The sequence below is a fragment of the Bradyrhizobium sp. BWC-3-1 genome, from assembly GCF_032917965.1.
Lineage (GTDB): Bacteria > Pseudomonadota > Alphaproteobacteria > Rhizobiales > Xanthobacteraceae > Bradyrhizobium > Bradyrhizobium canariense_D.
The window spans coordinates 6,679,516-6,702,425 of the sequence record NZ_CP136625.1 but is presented as its reverse complement, the minus strand read 5'-3'; the positions used below and the strand labels follow the sequence as shown (position 1 = coordinate 6,702,425).

The window sequence follows — 22,910 nt, the reverse complement described above, 5'->3', positions numbered from 1 at the left end:
TCGATCTGATTCAATGGCGTCATGACATCGAAGCCGGACGACCTTCCTTCGGATCTCACGAGAGCCTACCTTGCTCTGCTGGCCGAGCGCGAGGCGTTGCAGGCTGAACGCGATGTGGCAGTCGCGGATGCCGCCAACGCGCGGGCGGAGCTATCGGACAGCGAGGTGCTGATCGCTCATCTTGAGCTACGGATCGAGAAGCTCAAACGCGAACTGCACGGGCAGCGCTCCGAGCGCACGGCGCGTTTACTCGAGCAGTTGGAATTGGAGCTCGAAGAACTCGCCACCACGGCGACCGAGAATGAGCTTGCCGCGCAGGCCGCAGCAGCGAAGACGCAGAACGTTCGCCCCTTCATGCGCAAGCGGCCGGTTCGCCAGCCATGGCCGGACGACATCGAACACGAGCGCGTCGTCATTGAGGCTCCAACGAGCTGCGCCTGCTGCGGTGGATCTCGGCTGGCGAAGGTCGGAGAGGATGTGACCAAGACGCTGGAGGAGATCCCGCGTCGCTTCAAGGTGATCGAGACGATACGCGAGAAGTTCACCTGCCGCGATTGCGAGAAGATCAGCCAGCCGCCGGCACCGTTCCATGCCACGCCGCGCGGCTTCATCGGTCCGCAATTGCTGGCGACAATGCTGTTCGACAAGTTCGGCATGCATATCCCGCTCAATCGCCAGAGCGTGCGCTTCAAGGCTGAGCGGATCGACCTGCCGCTGTCGACGCTGGCCGACCAGGTCGGCCACGGAACCTTCGCCGTCATGCCGCTGTTCCAGCTGATCGAGCGTCATGTGCTCGCGGCCGAGCGCCTTCATGGCGACGACACCACTATCCGCATCCTGGCGAAGGGCAAGTGCACGACCGGCCGGATCTGGACCTATGTGCGGGATGACCGGCCGTTCGCCGGGCCTGCGCCGCCGGCGGCGGTCTATTATGCCTCGGGCAACCGACGGGGCGAACATCCTCAGAAGCATCTGGCCGCCTTCGCCGGCATTCTGCAGGCGGATTGCTATGGCGGCTTCGAGCCGTTGTTCGACCCAAAAAGGAAAGCAATGCCGATCACGCCGGCGTTTTGCCTGGCCCATGCGCGGCGGGGATTCTTCGAACTGGCTGACATCGAGAAAGCCGCCCGGGAAGGCCGCAAGGGCAAACCGGTCTCCCCGATCGCGCTGGAGGCGGTCAGGCGTCTGGATGCGTTGTTCGAGATCGAGCGCGCCATCAACGGCCGTAGTGCCGACGAGCGGCGTGCCGTGCGCCAGGAGCGGAGCAAGCCGCTGCTCGACGACATGCATGACTGGCTGCTCCGCGAGCGAGAAAGCCTCTCGCGCTCCGCCGAGGTCCTGAAGCCCATGAACTACATGCTCAAGCGCTGGGACGACTTCGTCCGCTTCCTCGACGATGGCCGGATCTGCTTGACCAACAATTGCGCTGAGCGTGCATTGAGAGGCATTGCCTTGGGAAGGCGCAACTGGACCTTCGCTGGTAGCCAACGTGGCGCCGACCGTGCCGCGATCATGCTGACGATGATCACGACCTGCCGCCTCAACGACGTCGATCCAAAGGCCTGGCTCGCCGACGTCCTCGCCCGGATCGCCGATCTTCCCGCGTCGCGGCTGCGCGAACTGCTGCCCTGGGAATGGAAGCTCCTGCACCAAGCCGGCAAGTCCGCCGATCAGCAAGCCGCCTGACCTTCACGCAACGCCATCGTAGAACTCGCCGCGCTCGCGCGCATGTGTCAATCAGGCGGCCTTCGTCGTATGCGTACGCAGCTGCCAGGATGCACGTGGCTACGACTGTTCGAGCCGCTATCACATTCAAATTTCCCGAACTGGAGAGCAGCCTTTGGCTGCGCCGAGAACCAAAGCAAACCAGTCCCGTTCCTCTGGTCTGGTAGCGCAAGGCACAGTAGCGGCGACCTTCGCGTGCGCTCATTCAACGATCGGCAAAGGGCTATCATATCAACGTATAAGGGATTCGAGCTCGAAGTGCGGCTACGCTTACGTTTGAGAGATTTGGGCGTCCGGACGGACCTCGGCGAGGATGGCAATGCGCCCAGTAAATGGCGCATCCATCAACCGGTGGTTCTCACACTTTTATCTGGTGGTCGAGTGTCGATGAGGTCCATGGCGAACAAAGACGAGGGAAGAGAACCGTCCCTGGTGGGACGCTCGGAGTGAAAGCCGAGTGGGGCATTGAGAGGTTGTCTCAGGTGGGTTCAACTCCCGCTCTCTTCCGCCACCTTTCCGAAACGATGATGCGTAGGGGCCCGTCTCCAGCCTTGAGAGGATCCGAGATGAAGCATTTGTTTGCGTTATTCGTGGTTGCATTGGTTTCACTGGCGATCGTGGGCCGTCACGCGAGAGCCGAGGGTCAAACGATTGTTGTCGCGTCGACCACCTCGACAGAAGATTCAGGCCTATTCCGTTATTTGTTGCCCATTGTTCAGGAGAAGACTGGCATCCAAGTCAAGGTGGTTGCGCAAGGTACCGGGCAGGCTCTTGACACCGGACGTCGCGGCGACGCCGACGTCGTCTTTGTCCATGCCAGAGCAGCTGAAGACAAGTTCGTGGCCGAAGGCTTCGGTCTGAAGCGCTATCCCGTCATGTACAATGACTTCGTACTGATCGGCCCGAAGGACGACCCGGCAGGTATCAAGGGCCGCGACGTTGTGGCAGCGCTAGAAACGATAAAGGACAGAGGCGCGGCCTTTATTTCGCGGGGCGATCGGTCCGGCACGCACCTTGCCGAGCTTAGGCTCTGGAAAGAAGCAGGCGTCGAACTCAGTGGCCTCCGTGCTGCGTGGTACAAAGAGATAGGCCAGGGCATGGGAGCGGCGTTGAATAATGCATCGTCATCGAACGCATACGTACTCTCAGACCGCGGCACCTGGTTGGCTTTCAAAAATCGCGGCGATCTTACGATCTTGGTTGAAAGCGACAAGCGGCTCTTCAACCAATACGGTCTCATACTGGTCAACCCCGCCAAGTACCCGTCGGTCAATAAAGAGGCGGGTCAGCGGTTTATAGATTGGCTAACCTCGCCTGATGGCCAAAAAGCAATCGCCGAGTTCAAAATTGGCGGTCAACAATTGTTTTATCCCAATGCAAACGATCCCAATGCCTAAGGCCAACTAGCTCCGTACCTCAGTGAACGAGCCCCGGCGTCTTGCCCATCACCCATTTGGAAATCGCTAACGCTATTAGCTCATGCTCCCGGGCATGAAGCACCTGACGTGTGGGTGCCCGTCGATATAGTGTTTCCAGACCATCGTACGGCCGAACCGATTCGGTTCTGTCACAACAGCGGTACCCGGTACTTCAACCCATTCGTCCTCGATACGCACCCTGTAACCACCTCGATAGGAGTCCCAATCCACATCGGATACCACGTACCCGTCAGCGTCCGTACAGCACTTTCCAAAGCCGGATTGAAGACTTTCAAACCATGACTTCAATGGTGAGCTTCCGAACCGGCCGTCATCGTGTGCAGCGGCCGATGCCGCGAATACGGTTATACCGAGCGCGATCGCCGCAATTCTTCCTTCCAACATCGTTGCGCACTCCTATCTCGCCTCGCGACGTCACGCCACCGTTTCAGATCTCTGGCGGGGCTGGCCCGATTGGCCGCAGAACAGCTCCCTGCCGACAACTACTGCTTTCCGTGGCGACTTGGCCTTGCGTATGCTGCATGTGCGTCCCGAATCCCCATCGAAACGCTCCCATAAAGACTTGCGGCACTCGTTGACGGTGGTGTCTCAAAACACTGGGCCCCGAGTCCTAACGCGGTGGCCCAGCATTGTTTCTCACTCGTAAAGCCGCAATCTGAACCGTGCGTATAGAACACCATGCAGTAATGATCAGCCGGCGGGGCCGAGCGCCCCAATGCCGGTTGGCCCAACAAAGAAGCGGAAAGAAAAATTGGAAGCGCAGCGGCCGCCGTCAACACCGAACAACGAATACTCTTCATCGGAATCTCCTCATTATCCAACGACCAACCTGGTCATACGGCGAAGAGAAATCGATCGTCTATCGGCTTAATGCAGTTAATACGCGGGTATAGTTGAGAATGCCTGTTGGAACGAGGGCCGCCGTCGTAGGCATTGCCGCTATCGCAATGCAAGCGCGCCATTTATGTCAGCTCGAGGCTACGGGCCATTATAGGCTGCGCTAAATTGCTATAAACGAGGGAGTTCGGGCCGCGGTCTCGTAAATGGGCTGGAGATTGCCATAGTCGCTTCGTTTATAGTCAGTCATACCTTGATATGAGCGACTTCCTGCGAATGTTGTATGGATCGGTACGAGAGCACACGACACGATCGTTGCGAAGCCAATAACTCTTGGCCGCGAGGGCTAGATGTATGCTCAACCAGTACCGCGACGAATCTCCCACCGCGTTGAAGTTGACGCGGCGCAATGTTCTGAGAGGCGCACTTCCTTTTCGTAGGCGCAATAGGGTCACTCCACGTGTGGCGTAGGGCACACAGGAGGTCGGCGGGACCTGAGGCTATTGCGAATCTCGTTCGCGAGGCCGAATGAAGGTGGAAAGTTTGTCAAACGCAGGGGGATGTGACGTGCTCAGGAAAACATTTGCATCATCGCTGTGTCTCTGCGGTGCCCTGGTGGCCACGCAAGCTTGTGCAGAGTCCACGAGCAATAGCGAGCAAGAGATCGCACTGCTCAAGCAGCAGTTGAAGATGCTGGAGCAGAAGCTCGATAGGCTGCAAAGCCAAACGGCTGCGAACGCGGTGACCGCGGCGAGGGCCAAGGCCGAAGTGAAGACGCAAGTTAAGGCTGAAGCCCGCTCTGAAGCGAAGGCCGTCGTGGCCAACGCGAACGCGGCGATCGCGGTCAAGAGCCCTGCACCGGCGTCCGGCGTGGTCGTGACGATGCCGAACAACCGGCCGACCATCTGCACTGCCGAAGGAGCGAATTGCGTCGCGATCACGGGGCGCGTACACTACGACATCGGCGGCTACAACTACCGCCCCAACACCGCGGCCACCGTGCCACAGAGGCTCGATAGCGGCGAGAACGTCCGCCGCGCCCGCATCGGGCTCGCCGGGAAATTTTTCAACGACTGGAATTTCGCACTGGTCTACGATTTCGGCGGCACCTCCGACGGATTTGGCGGGGCAGCTCCGGGATCGCTGCCCGGCGGCGGGGTCTCGGGTATCGAGAACGCCTATCTCAGCTACACCGGCTTGAAGCCGTTCGGCGGAAGGATGGCGGTCGAAGCCGGCATCATGGACCTGCCCTATACGCTGGACGAAGCCACGAGCTCCAACGACATCATGTTCATGGAGCGGGCCTCGCCTGGCATCATCGCCACCAACATCGCCGCCGGCGACTTCCGCTCCGCGGCCGGCACGCGGTGGTACAACGACCAGCTCTGGATCGGCGGCTATGTCACCGGACCAGCGACGGGCGCGATCCACTCCGCCTCGAGCGCCGCGCCAGCCGGCACCAGCGAGCAATATGGCGCCGTCGCCCGTGTTGCAGGCAATCCCATCAGCGGCAAGGACTATTCGGTGCATCTCGGCGCCGATGCGCAGTGGTTGATCCAGCCGCCGCGCAATCTCATCGCCAACACGCAGACGGTCACGCTGAGCGACCGTCCGGAATTGCGTCTCGACCCGACGACGCTGGTGTCCACCGGTGCGATCGCCAATGTCTCGGGCGCGCAGGTGTACAGCCTCGAGTGGGCCGCGACCTACGGTCCGCTGATCCTTCAGGGCGAGTATTTCTGGTACAATGTCGATCGCACCGCCAACACCGGCGTGCCGCTGGTCGGTGCGTCGAGCCTCAAATTCCACGGGGGCTACGCTCAGGCGGGCTACGTTCTGACAGGCGAAGGTCGTAGTTACAACGCGGCCAATGCCGCTTATAACGGCGTGAAGCCGGCGCATCCGTTCTCGCTGGACGGCGGCGGCTGGGGAGCCTGGGAAGTCGCCGGACGCGTGAGCCAGATCGACCTCAACGATCAGCTCGCGACTGCCAATGGCATCACCGGCGGACGCCAGACCGTCTACACGCTCGCGCTCAACTGGTATGTCAACGGTAACGTCCGCTTCATGCTCGACTACCTGCATGGCAGTATCTCCAAGCAGGCATCGCCGGTCTCGACCGCCGATGTCGGCTCAAGGTTCGACGCCGTGGCGATGCGGACGCAGTTCGCGTTCTAAAAAACATTCTTTACAAACTGGTTCGGAGTTCTCTCCGCGGCCGAACCATTTCGTGGTCATGTTCAACGACGGCTGGAGCGGCAGCGGGCGGGGCGCCGCTCATTCGTGTGTCTAGTTCGGGATCCTCTATGCCGAACTGCGCCGGCGAAATGGGCTCGACGGATCGGGCACTGTGGTTGCGTTGATGATCGGCGGGTCAGTATCGCTTCGCGTGTTCATCATGAAGGAGTTTTGCGTCCCTCAGCCATGGGCAGACGTGGACGTTCTTTTCGCAATGTGACTCTGGCGTGCGTCCAGAGGATCCTGCCGGATTGCTCTGGCCGAAGCTACGTGGTCGTCCGTTAAGAAGGCGAATTGAGCGGGGCTGGACCGGCCAGCACGCGGCATAGTCGGACCAGGAACAGGCACAAGAGTTCTCTGAGCCAGGCTAGGATGCGGCGGAAGTTGTGGCCGACGGCTGAGAGGATGACGTTGGCGGCGTCTCCGGCACGGCCTTTGAGGTAGCAGCGACCGAGGTGACCTTCGGTCTTCATGTGGCCGATGATGGGCTCGATGGCGGAGCGGCGGCGCAGCTCGCGCTTGATGACGCCGAAGACGCCGCGCTTTTGGCCGGAGATGAAGACGCGACGTGGATTTTGAGCATCGTGGCCGCGGTATCCCTTGTCGACATAGGCCCGCTCGATCGGACATCCGGTGAGCGTCTCGGTCCGGTCGATGACGTTCCGCAAGGTGTGACCGTCGTAGGGATTTTCGGGAGCGAGCTGGCATGCAGTACGAACAGGCCGCCGGGAGCTCGGCGATTGTTGGTGACGATGGAGGCCTTCACGCCGAACTCGTAAGGGGCTGAGGCCTTGCCTTTGCCGATGCACTCCACCTCCGGGGCATGAAAGGAATAGAGCTTCCAGCCGCGCTGGCGCTGCTGCTGGGAGCGGATCTGGCTGGCTCGGCCAAGCGGAAGGGCGAATGCCTCCTCGAGGGCTGGCTGGCCCTCGATCTTGCGACGGATGTCGCGGATGATCCGGCCCAGCCGGCTGCGCAGGATACGCAACTGCCGCTGATGCCGCCCGAACTGTTTGGCATGGGCGTAGCGGCCCGCCATCATCGCAGCGGCCTTGGCCACGCGAGAATAGGATTGCCGGAGCCTGACGCTGTGCCTTCTCGCCAGGCGGTTGAGGCCCTGGATGGCCGCATGAAGCAGCTTGGCGTCGGTCGGGAAGGTGATGGCCTTCGGCTGCACCGTGGTGTCGACCGTGACGCGCTTGAGGTCCTGGCTGCGTAAGGCGCCGGCTTCGTGCGCCACCCGCAGGCTCTCGGCCAGCAGCAGCTCCAGCTTGTCGCCGAGCCGCTTGCGCCAATGGCTCAGGTCCGAGCGTTCGTGCGGGAAAGCGTGCCGGAAAAACTCTTCGCCGGTGAAGAACTGGAAATAAGGGTCGTGGACCCAGCGCTCGCACACCCCCTCATCGGACAGCCCGTAGATATGCTTGAGCAACAACAGCCCGATCATGAAGCGGGTCTCGATCCCGGGCCGGCCGTTCTCGCTGTAGAGCGGCGCGATCTCGCCGTCAATCCAGTCCCAATCGATCTTGCCGGCAAGCAGAACCAACTCGTGCTTCAGATTGATGATCTGGTCCAGCCGCGCCCGGAACAGATCGTTCGATCCCGTCGTCTTGTGCTTCTTCGGCCGCATCGTTCCCTCCGATGCACCACAGAATCATGGTCCGCAGGGAAAGGGAATCCAAAAGCGAAATTGCAGGGTTTGGCGGCTTCAACCTCCCATTCCCTGCAATCTCAAACCGCCTCGAATCCGAAAAAGAGACTCCTGCTCAATCGCTTAGAACCTTGTTCACGGACGACTACGTGACAATAGTTAGGCAATTTGGCACCACCGAATCAAAAGACGATACAACTGCGTAAATATGCGCGCAACAGCGGACGGTGGACCGCACCGAGATCGGTGCGGCGTTGATAGGGACGGGGTTGCAGGTACGCCGCAACGTGCGCTCGGTACTCTTCCCGCTCTAGTGCACACGGAGGCTAACGTACTGGCCTATATTGACGGCTTCGAGTTTGCTTCGGTTCGCAATCGCGGCGCTATTTCTGATCGGCCTCATCACCCGCGCACCTCAGAAGGCGTTTGCACCGGATCCGACGATCATCGGCCGCGGCTGGGGCTTGCTCTGGCCTTGAGCTTCTCCACTTCTGCATGGGCCAGATTGATCGGCGATGAGCGGGGTTTCGCGCGGTCTCAGTTGTCCCTTTGTCGGGATTGATTCAGTGATACCCAATATCGGATCGCACTTTGCCGCGAAATACCCAATAGGACCAGCTCGTATACATCAAGATTGTCGGAAGTAACACGAGAGCCCCCACGAGCAGGAATGCCTGCGTCCGATCGGAGGATGCGGTCTCCCGAAGTGTGAGATGGGGCGCCACGATTGTTGGATAAAGACTGATCGCAATTCCGAAAAAGGAAAGAGCAAAAAGGCCTAGGCCCCCGGCGAACGGCAAGACCTCCGAGCGGCTATCGAAGGCGCGCCAGGTAAAAATTGCGATGGTAACCGTGGCAATAGGAATCGGTGCCAAGACGAGGATGTTTGGAAGCGCAAACCAGCGCGCGGCAATTGCTGGGTTCATGCTCGGCGTCCAGACGCTGACGATCGCAATCGCTAATAGGACACCGATGAGGCAAACGCGTCCTTGACGGCGGGCGCTCTCTTGCAAATCTCCTTCGGTCTTGAGAATCAGCCAGCCCGCGCCAAGCAATCCATAGCCGAACAGTAAGGCGACCCCCGTCAGGATCGAGAACGGCGTCAGGAAATCAAACGATGAGCCGGCGAATACCCTACCGCTAACCTGGAACCCTTGGATAATGCTCCCGAGCACCATTCCTTGCGCGAAGGTCGCAACACCAGATCCGAAACTGAAAGCATGATCCCAAACTGTTTTGTGCTCCGAGTCGCGAAACCGGAACTCGAAGGCGACACCGCGAAACACCAGCGCCAGCAGCATCACCAGAATCGGAAAATAGACTGCCGGGATGATGATGGCGAAGGCGAGGGGGAATGCCGCAAACAAGCCGAGGCCCCCGAAAACGAGCCAGGTTTCGTTGCCATCCCAGACAGGCGCGATCGAGTTCATGAGAACATTGCGCGCGGCGGTGTTTGGTGCAAAGCCGTATAGAATGCCTACGCCAAGGTCGAAGCCGTCGAGCAGAACATAAAAGAACACGGCCATCCCGAGGATTAACGTCCAGATCGGTACAAAGTCCAATACGTGCGTCATGGTTCACGCGCCTCCGTAAATGCCGCGCCTGCCAGCACGGGGGCTTCGGGCCTGCCCGCCGCGATCGTTGCAACGTCGCCAGCCGGAGACCCCGGTCCTGCACGTATAATACGCAGCATCAACAATAATCCGACGGGATACATGATGAGATAGACGGTCGTGTAAGCCAGCAGCGAGATTGCCACATCGCGGCCCGTCAAGGACGGCGAGACGGATTGGGCCGTTCGAAGCAGGCCATAGACGGTCCAAGGCTGGCGGCCGACCTCGGTAACAGCCCAGCCTGCGATCACAGCGATGAACCCGATCGGAGAGACGAGGAGGCACAAAAGCAAGAACCGACGTGTCTCCACCAGTCGCCCGCGCCATCGTAACCATCCACCGAGTAGCACGACGCCGAGCATCAGCATGCCGCATCCCACCATGATCCGGAATCCGAAGAAGGGTATCGCAACAGGGGGCCGTTGATCGGGAGGGAAGTCCTTGAGACCTTTGACTTCGCCGTCGAGTTTGTGGGTTAGGATGAGGCTTCCGAGACCCGGAATTTCGATCGCGGCTCGATTGCTCTCCGTTCTCTCATCGGGGATCGCGAGCAGTGTCAGGGGAATCTTGCGAGCCGTATCCCAACGTGCCTCGATCGCCGCCAGCTTTGCAGGCTGGTGCTCCAGCGTATTGAGACCATGATGGTCGCCGAGAAAAATCTGCAGTGGCACCAGCACGGTCAGAAGCCAAAGCGTCATGGACAGCATCGTCCGCCCTTCCGCCAAAAATTGTCCGCGTCGGATCAGATAGGCCCCGGTTCCCAGTACGACAAAACCTGCAGTGATGAAGAATGCGACGACGGTGTGCGCCAACCTTGGGAGAAAAGACGGATTAAAGATGATCGCTATCCAGTCCGTTGGATAGAAACGGCCATCAATGATTTCGTATCCCGCCGGGGTTTGCATCCAACTGTTGGCCGACAGGATCCAGAACGACGAGAACAGCGTGCCCGTGGCAACCATCAGCGCGGCGAAAAAGTGGGTCCAGCGGGGTACCACCTTTCGTCCGAACAGCAGAACGCCGAGAAACCCCGCTTCGAGGAAGAAGGCCGTCAGGCCCTCATAGGCGAACAACGGTGAGAGAACGTTCGATGTAGCATCAGCATAACGGCTCCAGTTAGTGCCGAGTTGAAACGGCATCACCACGCCGGTTACGACGCCCATTCCGAAGGCCACCGAGAATATGCGGATCCAGAACATTGACACACGAAGATAGACCTCGCGGCCAGTAGCAAGATGAAACCCCTCGAGAACAGCGATGTACGCGGCTGCCCCTACGGTAAATGCCGGAAGTAGAATATGCCACCCGATTACCCAGGCGAATTGCAGGCGAGATAGAAGTACCGGATCAAAGTCCATTTTTGTGCGGCTCCAATAGTACTGCGAGTGGCTGCCAACGGCCGATCTCGGCGTTCATACGGAACGACGCCTAAATGACGACGCACCCCTATTCGGAACTTTATCTGCGCCGATCGGCCACGATTGGCGCTTACAAATTCAAATCTGCGCGGTCATTGATGAACTTGGGCCGGGGTCTTCAGTAGTTACCGCGCATTTCTCCGAGAGGCACGCGCGCTCCATCGCGTCAATTCAAAGCATCGGCTGACGCATTTTTCTCTGTTCTGGTAAGCCATCTGACACTCGACCGTCCGTGGCGGATACTCGCTTCAGCGTAGAGTGCCTCTGTCTGCTGTGCCAATCATCGGACAATATGGCGCATTCATACTTTGATATGATCGGTTTGGCCCGAGAGTGGCCCGCGCGGCAGGTCGGCTCCCGCGGGATTGCTCAAGATCCTGTGAGATAAATAGATACGCCAGCGAGTCGATCGTTCAGTCAGCGAAGACGCCTTTGGCAACTGAGCGTCTCGTCGGCCGATGCCGGAGCCGTGTTTCGCGCGAAAGGGGAGAGCGCCTTGGCCGGTCCGACGGAGCGGCCCCGTGCCGGGTATCGCGCGCGCGGCCGCCGCGGAAGCTATCGGCGACTTCGGAGATCGGTTGGTCGCCCTGCATCAAGATCGCCCGACAAGACGTTCTCCGAGGAGCTCGTCATCAATCTCGAAAAGGCGCGTTCTACACCTGCCGCGCCGCCGGCGAGGTGCTGCTCGCACATAGCCACGGCGCGATCGTCACCATCGCCTCCATTAATGCCAAGGGCGGCCAGCCCGGCCGCCAACTACGCGGCCTCGCAAGGGGGATTGGTCGGCCTCACAATGACTTGGAGGTGGAATGGGGACGTGCGCGTGAATGCCGTGGCGCCGAACCGCGACGATGCTTCAAATGACATGATTGCAGAGCCGCGATCCCCGGAAGGCCGCGCTCTCCCCGCTGCAAGAGACCTTCAGACCACGGCGAAGAAGGGTCGGCCCGGCCGCCACGTTGTTGCGCCAAGGCGCGGATAATCGCTGCAAACCTCTAGTGTCCACTGCCGGCATCGAGGCGATCAGCCTTTTTGAGCAGCAGGCTCGCCACCATCGCAACTATCAGCGCCGCGCCCAGTGCGTAGAAGGTGTCGCTGAAGGCAAGGATATACGCCTGCTTCTGCACAATATGACCGATCGCGACATATGCGCGGTACGCTGCATCAACGCGATCACTGACGCCGTGGTTCATGAAATATTGCGTGAGCTCCTCGATTCGGGTGCGGGTCGCCTGTTCCAGCACTGACACCGATTGCGACAGTACGTTGGAGTGATACTGCTCGCGTTTGGTCAGCAGCGTCTGCAGTCCGGCAATGCCAATTGCGCCGCCGAGCTGGCGCATCATATTGAACAACGCGGACGCGGACCCCGCATTGGCGGCCTCAATGCCCGCAGTTGCGACCGCCGAGAGCGGAGCGAACATCAGGGCCTGACCAACGGCACGGACGACGTTCGGCCAAAACAGCTGATCGGCGGCATAGTCGTTGGTCATGTAAGTGTTCATGAAGTTGGAAACGGCGAATAACCCAAATCCAATGGCAATCATGATGCGCGGATCGACGCGGTTCATCAACCGTGGCACCAGCGGAATCAGCACAAGCTGCGGCAGCCCGGTCCAGGCCAGTACCGCGCCGATTTGCTCGGAATTGTAGCCCTGGACGCGCGAAAGATAGACGGGAAGAATGTAGACCGAACCGTACAAGGCAACGCCGAGCAGGAAGTTGGCGAGAACGCCGAAGCCGAAATTGCGACGAAACAGCAGGCGAAGGTTCAGCAGCGGTTTCTTGCTGGTCAGTTCGATGAGAACGAACAGCGGCAGCGTGATCCCGGCAATGACGGCGAAGCGCACGATAAAGGGCGATCCGAACCAGTCATCCTTGTTACCTTCTTCCAGCACGGTCTGCAGCGCCGCAAGTCCGATCGCCATGGTGACGATGCCCAGCCAGTCGCCGTCGCGCAGCAGCGACAGCTTCATCGGCGATGCTTCCACCGAGAAATAGAGCATGCCGATCATGATCGCGCCCGGCACGATGTTGACGTAGAAAATGTATTGCCAGCCCCAGTTCTCGGTGAGATAGCCGCCGATCGTCGGCCCGATGGCCGGCGCGAACGTCGCGGAGATCGCAAACAGCGCCTGGCCGATCGGCTGCTTCGCCTTCGGCAACAATGTGATGATCAGCGTGAAGGCCAATGGGATCAGCACGCCGCCGGTGAACCCCTGCACGGCACGTAACGCGATCATCTGCGGCAGGGTTTGAGCAAGTGCGCACGCCGCCGAGAACACCAAGAAGAGTATGGCGTTGGTCAGGAGGTAGATGCGGATCGAGAACACCTGGGCAAGCCAGCCGCTCAGGGGGATCACCACGATTTCGGCGATCAAATACGAGGTCGAGATCCAGCCACCATCATCGATCCCCGCGCCAATACCGCCCTGAATATTCGCAAGCGAAGCATTAACGATCTGGATGTTGAGCACTGCCATGAAGGCGCCAAGCGTGGCTCCGATCACTGCGAGCCAGGTCTTTCCTGAGACGGCAGGAGCGGCTGCAGGTACGACGGTTGGCTCACCTTCGCTGGCAGAACTGATGTCGACGGTAGTTTGCAGTGCGGTCATCATTGTCTGCTCGCGTGCGAGGGCGCATTCGTTCAGGTCCGGACTAGGGGCCGCCCGACGCGAGCCGCTTCTCGGCCTCGCGCTTGGCGACCGCGGCCGATTTGGTGTTGACAGTCGGCACAGCCGACATGCCCGGGCGCAGTAGGCCTTTCAGGCTCGTATCGTCGAGCACGATCTTGACTGGCACGCGCTGCACAATCTTCGTGAAGTTACCAGTCGCGTTGTCGGGCGGCAGCAGCGTAAATTCCAGGCCGCTCGCCGGCGCCAAGCTGTTGACATGGCCCTTCAGCCTCGTGGACTGGAAGCTATCGACGTACAGATCCACCGGTTGATCATTGCGCATATGAGTGAGCTGGGTCTCCTTGAAATTGGCGACGACATAGACCGCATCCAGTGGCACAACCGCCATCAGCTGGGTTCCGGCCTGCACATATTGTCCTACCCGGAGGGAGCGCGCGCCGACCGTACCGTCCACGGGCGCGGTCACCTGCGTATAAGACAAATTCAGGACCGCCTGCTGCTCGAGGGCGCGGGCATGGTCGAGCTGCGCAACCGCCCTCGCACGCTCGGTTGACAGTACCTCGACCTTTTTGTTGGCGGCGATCAGACCTGACCTGCCCTGCTGTAGTTGAGCGGACTGCGCACGCAAGGCGGCATCGGTCTGTTGCGCGCGTTGCACGGTGCCCGAACCCGACTTCATCAGCCCGTCGTAACGGGTGCGTTCTTCCTGCGCGAACTTCAGATTGGCCTCAGACGCATCGACCTCGGCCGCCTGCTGCTGGATCAGCGGCTCCTGCAATTCGATCTGCGCCTCGAGATTCTTCACCGCCGCTGCAGAGGCCGCAACGTCAGCCTTGGCCTGGTTCAGCGCGGTCTTGAAGTCGCGGTCGTCGATTCGGGCCAGAGGCTGGCCGGCCGCAACCTGCTCGTTGTCGGCAACAAGTACCTCGGAAATGTATCCCGAGATTTTCGGTGCGATGATTGTCGAGTCGGCTTTGACATAGGCGTCGTCGGTCGTTTCCAGATAGCGGCCGGTGGTGAGATAGTAGTGACCGAAATAAGCGGTTCCGACGAGGCCGAACACTACGGCAAGCGCGAGCGCCGCCCGCCGGATCCCTTGCCGAGACGGGCGAAGGCTGGCTTTGGCGTTCTGTTCAGCAGCAAAGGAAACGGTCGACATGGCATCCTCCGAAACTTGAAGGCGGGGCTTCAGCTCAATCTGAATAGCGGACATCTCTAAGGCCATTACATACGTCTTAGCGGACAGAGCGCGCGGGATTCACTCATACATTTAGCCCCGATCAGTCATACGTTGATGTGAGCGAGATCTTCCGATCGTCGGATGGACTGAAAGAAGCGGGCGTTCATTATTTGTGGCGTGCCGCGGTTGTCCTGACGTTGGTGCTTTGATGCGCGTCGCCGCGGCATTACCGAAGCGAGATGGGAGGGCCGGCGAAGTGAAGCAGAAGTGGCTCAACCGCGCGGGCAAAATGCCGGGAGGATTGTTCGATGGGGAGCATAGGAAGCAGGGACCGCAGCATGAATGAGCCGACTATGTCGGCGCGCCTGGGCGTTGCCTCATGGATCATCTTGATTGTGCTGGTATCGCTTTTGCTTGCCACCTGTGTTGTTGCCTATCTGGGCTGGAGGCTCGCAGATGGCGTCGATGTGCCAATCTCAGGCTATATCGCGATGGCAGTCGGAGTTGTTGTTTCCCTCGCCGTTGGTTTTGGCCTAATGGCACTTGTTTTCTACAGTAGCCGAAAAGGATACGACGAAGCTCCGGTACTAGTTGTTCCGGAGAATGATCCCAAAGAACACGGCTCTCCTTCGAACAAACTGGATTAGCCAGAGTTTTGGATCTCGATCCAGATGCGATATCTAGTCTTGACGACGGTTTGAACGATATGCGCGTATCGTAGTCGAAAGGACGTCACAGCGCGGCCCTATCACGGGCGGTGCGGCGCTCGGAACGTCCGCCCACGACCCGCACATTCGAGCGGACAAGGAGTTCGCCCTTGGGAGACTGTGTTCAGCCTCGCACTACACACAATAGCGGGGGCAACGCAGATCCGCGCTCTCATAGATCGCTATCGATGCTCCGGGCTTAGGTCTTGATGATCCTAAGGGTTTGTGGTGACGAATGGCTCAACAAGATGTGCACGCGAGGGTCCGGGGTCGAATCGGCCGGCGAAATATTGCGTTTCGTTGGCTACCAATCCGTCGCGAAACTCCATGATACTCACCGCGTAGGATGGTATGCCATCATAGGTAAGCACGAATTCAGTGACCCAGAGATCGCCGCCGCCGATCATTCGCCGGATCGTAAAACGCTTCCGCCGCGGCCATCCGCTCTCCCGATTGCGGGTAATCAAGCACGGCATCGTCACGGTAGATTTCGTGTTCGACCTTGAAATCGCTGGCGTCCGAAGCATCCCAATGACGCTCCAGCGCGATACGTACAGTTCGATCATCCATCTCATCCTCCCACCTTCGCGTCGCGCTACAATCCTGCTATTTCGCGCGTAGGGCGCTGTTATCGATCGCGCCGGTCGTCGCCTCATGATGTCCGCTCATACCTTGATATGATCGCACTCCGCTGAGCGTTGTATGGCCGAACACGCCAGTGGCTTGCAGGATCAATAGCGCCATGGCTCTTGACAGCGAGGTGTACGCATATGCGTGACCGGTACCGCGACGATTCTCCTTCGGCATTCAGTCTCGCTCGCCGCGAGCTACTGGTAGGTGGGCTGCTAGTCGTCGGAATTGCCGCGCTCCCAGCGGTGCCCGCCCTTGCGGCGCCGACCTCGTCGCCCGATCAAGCTGCGGCGCGGTTCATGGAAATTTCGTCACTGCTGGTTGCGCACCGTCTCAACGCGGAGGTCGGGAAGCGCATGGCGGCCGCGATGGGCGCGCTGAATCTGTCGCTGTCACCGCAAATCGACGGGCTCCTTGCGATCGCACGAGAGAGGAACGCGCGAGTCGTTGAGGATTTCTTTGCCGATGTTCCGGACGGCCCGCTGAAGGATGCCGCGCTTTCGATCATTTCCGCTTGGTATCTCGGCGTCGTAACCGACGCTCCCGATGCCGAGGTGTTCGCTTACGAACATGCGCTCATGTATCAGCCGACGAGGGACATCATGACCATTCCGTCCTACGCGATCTCCGGACCGAATGGATGGACGGCTGAGGCGCCCCCACTGAGCAATATGCCTGAATTCTGAACGCGGTGCTCCCGAGAGAGGAATTATCCAGATGGCGAGCGAATACAGTGCAGACATCGTCGTCGTGGGAACCGGGGTTGTGGGTTGCCTGATCGCGCAAGAGGCTCTTGACGCCGGTTTGTCCGTGCTGATGCTCGAGGCCGGTCCGCGCGTCGATCGCTGGCGAATTGTCGAAAATTTCCGGAACCTGCCGCCAAGCCTGCGGCTGTTTCATTGGAATGCGCCGTATCCACCGAAGCCGTGGGCGCCGCATCTCGAGACGCGGACGGCCAATGAGCACGAGCAATACCTTCAGCTGGAAGGACCGAATGCCCGGGCGTATCTCCAGGGTTATGTCCGCTATGCGGGAGGCGCGACCTGGCACTGGGCCGGAATCTGCTGGCGTCTGACGCCCGAGGACATGCGTCTGAAAAGCCTATATGGAGTCGGCCGGGACTGGCCATTCAGCCACGAAATTATCGAGCCCTACTACACGCGCGCGGAATACGCGATCGGCGTGAGCGGTCCATCCAATCCAACGCTGCAATGGCCGCCAAATGGCAGGCGCTCAAAACCCTATCCGATGGGACCAATTCCCTTCGGTCCCGGTGAGCATCGTTTTACCGAGGCCGCCGCGAGAATTGGGATGATCAACCTGCCGGCGCCTCAAGCTCGCAATAGCGGCGTTTCGTATGACGGCCGGCCGGCGTGTTGCGGCAACAACAACTGTTTTCCGGTATGCCCGATCGCCGCCAAGTACGATGCGGCTACGGCTTTGCCAAAGATCGAGGCCAAAGGCGGCAAAATCCTTGCCAATGCGGTCGCTTATCGAATCGAGACTGGCGAAAAGAATTCGGTCGAGGCGGTTCACTATTTCGACCCGGACAAGCGCTCGCACAGGGTCACGGCCAAGATCTTTGTGATTGCCTGCAACGGTATTGAGACGCCAAAGTTGCTTTTGCTCTCAAAGAACGAGCGCAATCCTAACGGTGTGGCGAACAGCTCCGATCAGGTTGGTCGCAACATGATGGATCAGCCGAAGCTCACAGCGGAGCTGGAGCTCAAAGAACCCCTGTGGACAGGCGTCGGTCCGGTTCAGAGCAGCAGCATCCTCAATACCACGCAGGGCGAATTCCGCAGCCGTTACGCCGGAGCGATGTTCCGGATGGAGAACTTCGCCCGCAGCCCCCTAGGTGCGGCGGCCGCGCTGAAAAAAGGTCTGGTTGGCAAGGCCCTGGATAGCGAGATCCGGCGGCTTTCCGCTTGCACTGCAAGGTTGACCGTGGAGCACGAGATACTGCCTTCCGCGAACAACCGTTTGACGCTGTCCAGCAAGAAAGATTGGCTCGGCATCAACAAGCCGAATATTCACTACGACGTCGGCGATTACGTGCGCCAAAGCGCCAAAGAATACACCGTGCCGCGGCTGCAGCAATTGGCTGCCGAACTCGGCGCTACCAAGTTCCAACTGTCGCCCGAGTTTCTCAACAGCGACCACATCATGGGCGGCTGCATTATGGGGGCGGAAGCGGCGACAGCGGTGGTGGATGCCGACTGCCGAGCGCACGATCACCCCAATCTGTTCCTGCCTGGCGGCGGCGCGATGCCCAGCGCAACGGCTTCGAACAGCACGCTGACGATGACGGCGCTGGCGCTGAAGGCGGCTGACGCGATCACCAATCAACTCAAGCATGGTTGATGATGGGCAACTCCAGTCAGCACTTCGGCGCGCTGCTCGTCTGTGTTGCCACAATCGCTGCGACCGGCTTTTGTCAGGTGGCTGATTCGCCGGGGCAAACGGCTGCTGCGATCAAACGCGGGGAATATCTCGCGGTTGCCGCTGACTGCGGCGCCTGCCACACGGTACCACGAGGCAAGCCCTTCGCTGGCGGGCTGGCCATCTCGACGCCGCTCGGAACCATTTATTCGACCAATATCACACTGTCGGCCGATTTCGGGATTGGCCGCTACACCGAGGAAGAATTTTCGCGGGCGCTCCGTCGCGGAGTTCGACGCGATGGCGCCAACCTCTATCCTGCGATGCCATACACGTCCTATGCCAAGTTCACCGACGATGATGCGCATGCGCTTTACCTGTACTTCACACTGGCGGTGAAGCCCGTCGAACAGCGCTCGCCGCAGACCCAGTTGCCGTTTCCGACGAGCGTCCGCGCGTCGATGATCGGCTGGAACCTGCTGTTCCTGGATACGGCAGCCTTCGTGCCGGATCCGCATCAGTCGGCGGAATGGAATCGGGGCGCCTATCTCGCGCAGGGCGCCGCGCATTGCAGCACCTGTCACACGCCGCGCGGCTTTCTGATGCAGGAGGACGCGAGCCGTGCCTTGTCGGGCGCACAGGTCGGCGCCTGGTACGCGCCGAACATCACGTCGGACCCGATAAGCGGCATTGGAAGCTGGACTAAGGCAGATCTGGTGGTGTATCTGCGCACGGGACATCTATCCGGAAAGGCGCAGGCGGCCGGAAGCATGGCGGAAGCGGTCGAAGACAGCTTTCAGCACCTTGCAGCCACGGACCTCGACGCCATCGCGACCTACATAAAGAGCATTCCGGCCGTCTCGGACCCTGCCGTCGACACTTCCCGCTTCACGGCTGGACAGATGTCCTCTGAGCTTGGACGGTTGCGCGGACGCGCCGCCATCAGATCCGATAGCGAATCCGCTGCCAGCGGCGCAGAGCTGTTTCGAGGCAATTGCACCTCCTGCCATTCGGCTGAAGGTCAAGGCAGCAAGGATGGCTACTATCCCAGCCTGTTCTGGAACTCGGCCACTGGTGCGAAGAACGCGACTAACCTGGTTGCGACGATCCTATACGGCGTGAATCGGACGACGTCGGGAAGACAGGCCTTCATGCCCGGCTTCGGCGGGCGCACGACCGACGCCAATGCACTCAGCGATCTCAACATTGCGGCGCTGGGCAATTATGTGCTCGCCCAATATGGGGCAGCCGATACCATCATGACTGAACAACAGGTCGCCGAGGCGCGCCGCGGCGGTCCTTCCTCTCCGCTGCTGGCACTCGCGCGTTTCGGCATGATAGCCGTAGCCACCCTTGCGTTTCTGGGCATTGCTCTTCTGATCTTCCTCGGACGAAGACGTGTCGCCTGATGTGTCGCGCGCAACGCGCCGTGTGCGTGGCGCTGCGCGCTTGGGATTGTCATGCAAGCGGCTGACGCTTGCCAATCCGGGTCAGCAGCAGCGGCGTTCATACCTTGATATGACCGGCGTCCGCCGAGGGTTCTATAGCCGCGCACGCCCAACGGCTTGCAGAGTGCGTCGATCCTTCAGCGGAGGAAGAACGACAATGTACGAGCCATCCTCATCGCCTAGCGGGCAACCGTTGGTCGACGCTTCACGGAATCTCATCCGCAGATTATCGTCACCGCCTTCCGGGCAATCTCACTCAGTTCGGCGCGGCGAGCGCCGGTACGGGCGCGGATCGCGATGGTGTGCATTGTGGCTGATGCGAGGACCGCAAGTGCGGAGGGATCCGCATTATGCTTCAACTCACCTTTCTCAAGCGCCGTGCGGAAACGGGCTTCAAAATCGGCGTCGATGGTCCGCAGTCCCGCTGCAACAACTGTTCCGGATCGCGGCGTCGCGCCGGCCCCTCATGCTCGCAGTGCCAATTTTGGTAGCTGCAATCGCCGCCGCTGTTTACCTCGCTGCGGAACCTTACGTCTCGACCGACAATGCATTCGTTCGCGCGGCGAAGGTGACCGTCAACGCCCGGGTTGCCGGGCAGGCGGTTGAAATCGCCGTCGAGGACAATCAGCGGGTCCGCCAGGGCCAGGTCCTGTTCCGGATCGATCCGGAGCCCTACCAGATTGCGGTCGATCAAGCCGAGGCGCATCTCAGCAGCGCGCGCCTGCAAATTGAGGCGCTAAAAGCGACCTATCGCCAACAACAGGCCGAACTGCAATCGGGCAGGGATTCGGCGGCTTATGACGAGCGCGAGTATGACCGCAAGAAGGCGCTGGTCGCCTCCGATTTCACCCCGCGCGCGGTCTACGAGCGCGCCGAGACGAATCTCAAGGTCGCCCGTCAGCATATCTCGTCCATCGAACAGCAGATCGCCAGCACCGTCGTCGCGTTGAATGGCGATCCGGACATCGATATCGGCCGCCACCCGACGGTTCGCGCCGCTAGGGCGCAGCTCGACCGCGCCCGGCTCGATCTGTCCTATGCGACGGTGAGGGCGCCCGACGACGGCATCGTGACAAAGGTCGATGAGTTGCAGGTCGGCGGCTTCGTCAATGCGGGGGCGCCCGTGTTCTCGCTGTTGTCGAGCCGGCGCGTGTGGATCGAGGCGAATTTCCGCGAAACCGGCCTCACTCACATGCGTCCAGGCCAGGAGGCGACGATCGACGTCGATGCCTATCCGGATCGTACGTTCAGGGCTCATATCGTCAGCATGAGTCCGGGTACCGGCTCCGATTTCGCCGTGCTGCCGCCCGAGAATGCGACCGGCAATTGGGTCAAGGTCGTCCAGCGCCTGCCGGTGCGCCTCGAGCTTGATGAGGTCGATCCGAACCGGCCGCTGTTCTCCGGCATCAGCGTGACCGCTCGGGTCGACACCGGCCATCGCCGCACCTGGCGCCATCCGCTCCAGTTCGTGCTCGCGACGGAGGCGGCCAGATGAGCGCGTCCCTCCCAGCGAGCGCTGCAACCGGGAGCCATCACGCCATCACCGTGGCAGCCCTGATGGCGACCTACATGGAGGCGGTGAACATCTCGCTGCCGAATGCGGCGCTGCCGCATATCCAGGGCACGCTGTCGATGGGCAACGACGAGGTCGGCTGGGTATTTACGGCCTATATGGCGGCGGGCGCCGCCGTCATGCCAATGGCGCGCTGGCTCGCGGGGCGCTATGGCCGCAAGACGGTCTATCAGGTGGCACTCGCTGTCTTCGTGGTCGGCCTCATCCTCAACACGCTGGCGACGACGTCCCTCCAGTTCGTGTTCGCCCGGATGGTCCAGGGAGCCGCGAGTGGCGCATTCGCACCTTTGTCTCTGGCTACCCTGCTGGATGTGCTGCCGCAGCCGCGTCATGCCCGGATCACCTTGGTGTGGTCGGTGTGCATCGTGCTCGGCATCAGCAGCGGCGCCAGCATCGGTGGCTGGCTCAGTGAATATCACGGCTGGCGCTCGATCTTCTATTTCAGCCTGCCGATGGCAGCATTCATCTCCATGACAGTGGCACTGCTCCTCCCCGAGAAGAGAACGGAGCAGAACCCGCGCTTCGATTTCTTCGGCCTGGCGACCTTATCGGTTGGCATGATCGGCCTCCAGATGGTGCTTGACCGCGGCGAACGCCTCGAATGGTTTGCCTCGGCGGAAATCTGGACCGAAGCCGCAGTCTCGATGCTGGGATTCTATCTTTTCATCGTGCACGTCATGACGACGGACGTGCATTTTCTCAACAAGGCGCTCTTCAAGGATCGGAACTTCATTCTTTCGACGATCATGTTCTTTGCCGTAGGCTTCGTCCTGCTGCCGACCCTGGCGTTGACCTCGCCGATGCTGGAGGAGTTGCTCGAATATCCGGTTGATACCACCGGGTACATGACCCTCGCACGCGGTGTCACGCTCGTGGGCACGGTGGCGCTGATGGGCTTCGCTCCGGCACGAATCGACAACCGGCTATTCATATTCGGCGGTATGGCGGCGGTGATCTATGCCAATTCGCTGATGCTCGGCTATTCACCTGTGATGGATCAGCGACTGGTCGTCGCAGCGACTCTGCTTCAGGGTACCGGTCTCGGCATGTTGCTTCCGTCGCTCGGCAAGGTGGCGTTCAGCGCGCTCGATCCGAAATTCCGCCCCGAAGGCACTGCCCTGTTGAGCCTGTCGCGGGTCTATGGAAGCACGATCGGGATCGCGGTCGTCCAGATCTTCTTCTACAACAACACCCAGGCCATGCATTTGGCGCTGGCCAAGAACCTCACGCCCTACCGCGCCGCAGCACATGTCGCGGGTTCAATCGCCAAGACAGATCTTGCCGCGCTCAATGGCATGATCACCCAGCAGGCGGCTGTTGTGGCGGTCATCGACCAGTTCAAGATCCTGATGTTTGCCATGCTGATCGTCAGTCCGCTCGTCCTGTTTCTCCACAAGCCCCGCCAGCCAATTAGCGTCAAATGAAGGAGTATTCCC

The 22,910-nt window shown here is 60.3% G+C and carries 15 protein-coding genes, 1 tRNA gene and 2 pseudogenes; 10 read left to right on the top strand and 8 right to left on the bottom strand.

What is annotated here, in order from left to right; translation table 11 throughout:
- The first annotated feature begins 21 nt into the window (after positions 1–21).
- The 3 genes from tnpC (at position 22) to RX329_RS32235 (ending at position 3,122) form a co-directional block, all read left to right on the top strand.
- Positions 22–1,686, top strand: coding sequence for an IS66 family transposase (tnpC, locus tag RX329_RS32245; protein WP_085357270.1), 1,665 nt, complete (start codon positions 22–24; stop codon positions 1,684–1,686).
- A 453-nt stretch (positions 1,687–2,139) separates the two neighbouring features.
- Positions 2,140–2,236, top strand: a tRNA-OTHER gene (locus RX329_RS32240).
- Between the two features lie 55 nt (positions 2,237–2,291).
- Positions 2,292–3,122, top strand: coding sequence for an extracellular solute-binding protein (locus RX329_RS32235; protein ID WP_085358244.1), 831 nt, complete (start codon positions 2,292–2,294; stop codon positions 3,120–3,122).
- Between the two features lie 75 nt (positions 3,123–3,197).
- Here RX329_RS32235 and RX329_RS32230 read toward each other — a convergent pair whose 3' ends face one another.
- Entirely contained in the window at positions 3,198–3,548 is a 351-nt protein-coding gene (locus RX329_RS32230; RefSeq protein ID WP_085358246.1) for a hypothetical protein, read from the bottom strand.
- Between the two features lie 98 nt (positions 3,549–3,646).
- Positions 3,647–3,964 (bottom strand): DUF3551 domain-containing protein, encoded by a 318-nt coding sequence (locus RX329_RS32225; RefSeq protein WP_143273928.1) that lies wholly within the window; start codon positions 3,962–3,964, stop codon positions 3,647–3,649.
- Between the two features lie 604 nt (positions 3,965–4,568).
- Between RX329_RS32225 and RX329_RS32220 the strand changes: the two genes are divergently transcribed.
- A complete protein-coding gene (locus RX329_RS32220; protein WP_317244815.1) occupies positions 4,569–6,179 on the top strand; it encodes an OprO/OprP family phosphate-selective porin in 1,611 nt (536 codons plus the stop codon).
- Between the two features lie 341 nt (positions 6,180–6,520).
- Here the strand turns inward: RX329_RS32220 and RX329_RS32215 are convergent.
- The 5 genes and pseudogenes from RX329_RS32215 to RX329_RS32195 all read right to left on the bottom strand — a co-directional run bounded on the left by RX329_RS32215 (position 6,521) and on the right by RX329_RS32195 (position 14,713).
- A pseudogene (locus RX329_RS32215) lies at positions 6,521–7,866 on the bottom strand (IS5 family transposase).
- 584 nt (positions 7,867–8,450) lie between these two features.
- Positions 8,451–9,461 (bottom strand): cytochrome d ubiquinol oxidase subunit II, encoded by a 1,011-nt coding sequence (cydB, locus tag RX329_RS32210; RefSeq protein WP_085359364.1) that lies wholly within the window; start codon positions 9,459–9,461, stop codon positions 8,451–8,453.
- Complete coding sequence (locus RX329_RS32205; RefSeq protein WP_085359362.1) at positions 9,458–10,858, bottom strand: cytochrome ubiquinol oxidase subunit I; 1,401 nt, start codon at positions 10,856–10,858, stop codon at positions 9,458–9,460. Before RX329_RS32205 ends, cydB begins: the two co-directional genes overlap by 4 nt.
- A gap of 1,055 nt (positions 10,859–11,913) precedes the next feature.
- Entirely contained in the window at positions 11,914–13,533 is a 1,620-nt protein-coding gene (locus RX329_RS32200) for an MDR family MFS transporter (protein ID WP_317246454.1), read from the bottom strand.
- A 43-nt stretch (positions 13,534–13,576) separates the two neighbouring features.
- The gene (locus tag RX329_RS32195; RefSeq protein WP_085385935.1) at positions 13,577–14,713 is read right to left on the bottom strand and encodes an HlyD family secretion protein; all 1,137 of its coding nucleotides are present in this window, start codon (positions 14,711–14,713) and stop codon (positions 13,577–13,579) included.
- 359 nt (positions 14,714–15,072) lie between these two features.
- Between RX329_RS32195 and RX329_RS32190 the strand changes: the two genes are divergently transcribed.
- Complete coding sequence (locus RX329_RS32190) at positions 15,073–15,381, top strand: hypothetical protein (protein ID WP_085359381.1); 309 nt, start codon at positions 15,073–15,075, stop codon at positions 15,379–15,381.
- Positions 15,382–15,656: 275 nt separating this feature from the next.
- Here RX329_RS32190 and RX329_RS32185 read toward each other — a convergent pair.
- Positions 15,657–16,011: pseudogene (locus tag RX329_RS32185) on the bottom strand (nuclear transport factor 2 family protein).
- A gap of 200 nt (positions 16,012–16,211) precedes the next feature.
- On the opposite strand from RX329_RS32185, the gene RX329_RS32180 reads away from it, so the two are divergent.
- The 5 genes from RX329_RS32180 (at position 16,212) to RX329_RS32160 (ending at position 22,898) form a co-directional block, all read left to right on the top strand.
- The gene (locus RX329_RS32180) at positions 16,212–16,757 is read left to right on the top strand and encodes a sugar dehydrogenase complex small subunit (protein WP_085359360.1); all 546 of its coding nucleotides are present in this window, start codon (positions 16,212–16,214) and stop codon (positions 16,755–16,757) included.
- A gap of 31 nt (positions 16,758–16,788) precedes the next feature.
- The gene (locus RX329_RS32175) at positions 16,789–18,435 is read left to right on the top strand and encodes a GMC family oxidoreductase (protein WP_085359358.1); all 1,647 of its coding nucleotides are present in this window, start codon (positions 16,789–16,791) and stop codon (positions 18,433–18,435) included.
- Positions 18,435–19,862 carry a c-type cytochrome gene (locus RX329_RS32170; protein WP_085359356.1) on the top strand — a complete coding sequence of 476 codons (1,428 nt, stop codon included), beginning with the start codon at positions 18,435–18,437 and terminating at the stop codon, positions 19,860–19,862. The genes RX329_RS32175 and RX329_RS32170 overlap by 1 nt, the downstream gene beginning before the upstream one ends.
- A 505-nt stretch (positions 19,863–20,367) precedes the next feature.
- On the top strand, positions 20,368–21,396 hold the full coding sequence (locus tag RX329_RS32165; RefSeq protein ID WP_094183298.1) for an HlyD family secretion protein: 1,029 nt from the start codon (positions 20,368–20,370) through the stop codon (positions 21,394–21,396).
- Complete coding sequence (locus tag RX329_RS32160; RefSeq protein WP_085359354.1) at positions 21,393–22,898, top strand: MFS transporter; 1,506 nt, start codon at positions 21,393–21,395, stop codon at positions 22,896–22,898. The genes RX329_RS32165 and RX329_RS32160 overlap by 4 nt, the downstream gene beginning before the upstream one ends.
- Positions 22,899–22,910 lie beyond the last annotated feature (12 nt).

Bases quoted from the DNA above. Each gene is read 5' to 3' on its own strand.
- tnpC (WP_085357270.1), top strand. From the start codon at position 22: ATGACATCGAAGCCGGACGACCTTCCTTCGGATCTCACGAGAGCCTAC.
- RX329_RS32235 (WP_085358244.1), top strand. From the start codon at position 2,292: ATGAAGCATTTGTTTGCGTTATTCGTGGTTGCATTGGTTTCACTGGCG.
- RX329_RS32230 (WP_085358246.1), bottom strand. From the start codon at position 3,548: ATGTTGGAAGGAAGAATTGCGGCGATCGCGCTCGGTATAACCGTATTC.
- RX329_RS32225 (WP_143273928.1), bottom strand. From the start codon at position 3,964: ATGAAGAGTATTCGTTGTTCGGTGTTGACGGCGGCCGCTGCGCTTCCA.
- cydB (WP_085359364.1), bottom strand. From the start codon at position 9,461: ATGACGCACGTATTGGACTTTGTACCGATCTGGACGTTAATCCTCGGG.
- RX329_RS32205 (WP_085359362.1), bottom strand. From the start codon at position 10,858: ATGGACTTTGATCCGGTACTTCTATCTCGCCTGCAATTCGCCTGGGTA.
- RX329_RS32200 (WP_317246454.1), bottom strand. From the start codon at position 13,533: ATGACCGCACTGCAAACTACCGTCGACATCAGTTCTGCCAGCGAAGGT.
- RX329_RS32195 (WP_085385935.1), bottom strand. From the start codon at position 14,713: ATGTCGACCGTTTCCTTTGCTGCTGAACAGAACGCCAAAGCCAGCCTT.
- RX329_RS32190 (WP_085359381.1), top strand. From the start codon at position 15,073: ATGAATGAGCCGACTATGTCGGCGCGCCTGGGCGTTGCCTCATGGATC.
- RX329_RS32180 (WP_085359360.1), top strand. From the start codon at position 16,212: ATGCGTGACCGGTACCGCGACGATTCTCCTTCGGCATTCAGTCTCGCT.
- RX329_RS32175 (WP_085359358.1), top strand. From the start codon at position 16,789: ATGGCGAGCGAATACAGTGCAGACATCGTCGTCGTGGGAACCGGGGTT.
- RX329_RS32170 (WP_085359356.1), top strand. From the start codon at position 18,435: ATGATGGGCAACTCCAGTCAGCACTTCGGCGCGCTGCTCGTCTGTGTT.
- RX329_RS32165 (WP_094183298.1), top strand. From the start codon at position 20,368: ATGCTCGCAGTGCCAATTTTGGTAGCTGCAATCGCCGCCGCTGTTTAC.
- RX329_RS32160 (WP_085359354.1), top strand. From the start codon at position 21,393: ATGAGCGCGTCCCTCCCAGCGAGCGCTGCAACCGGGAGCCATCACGCC.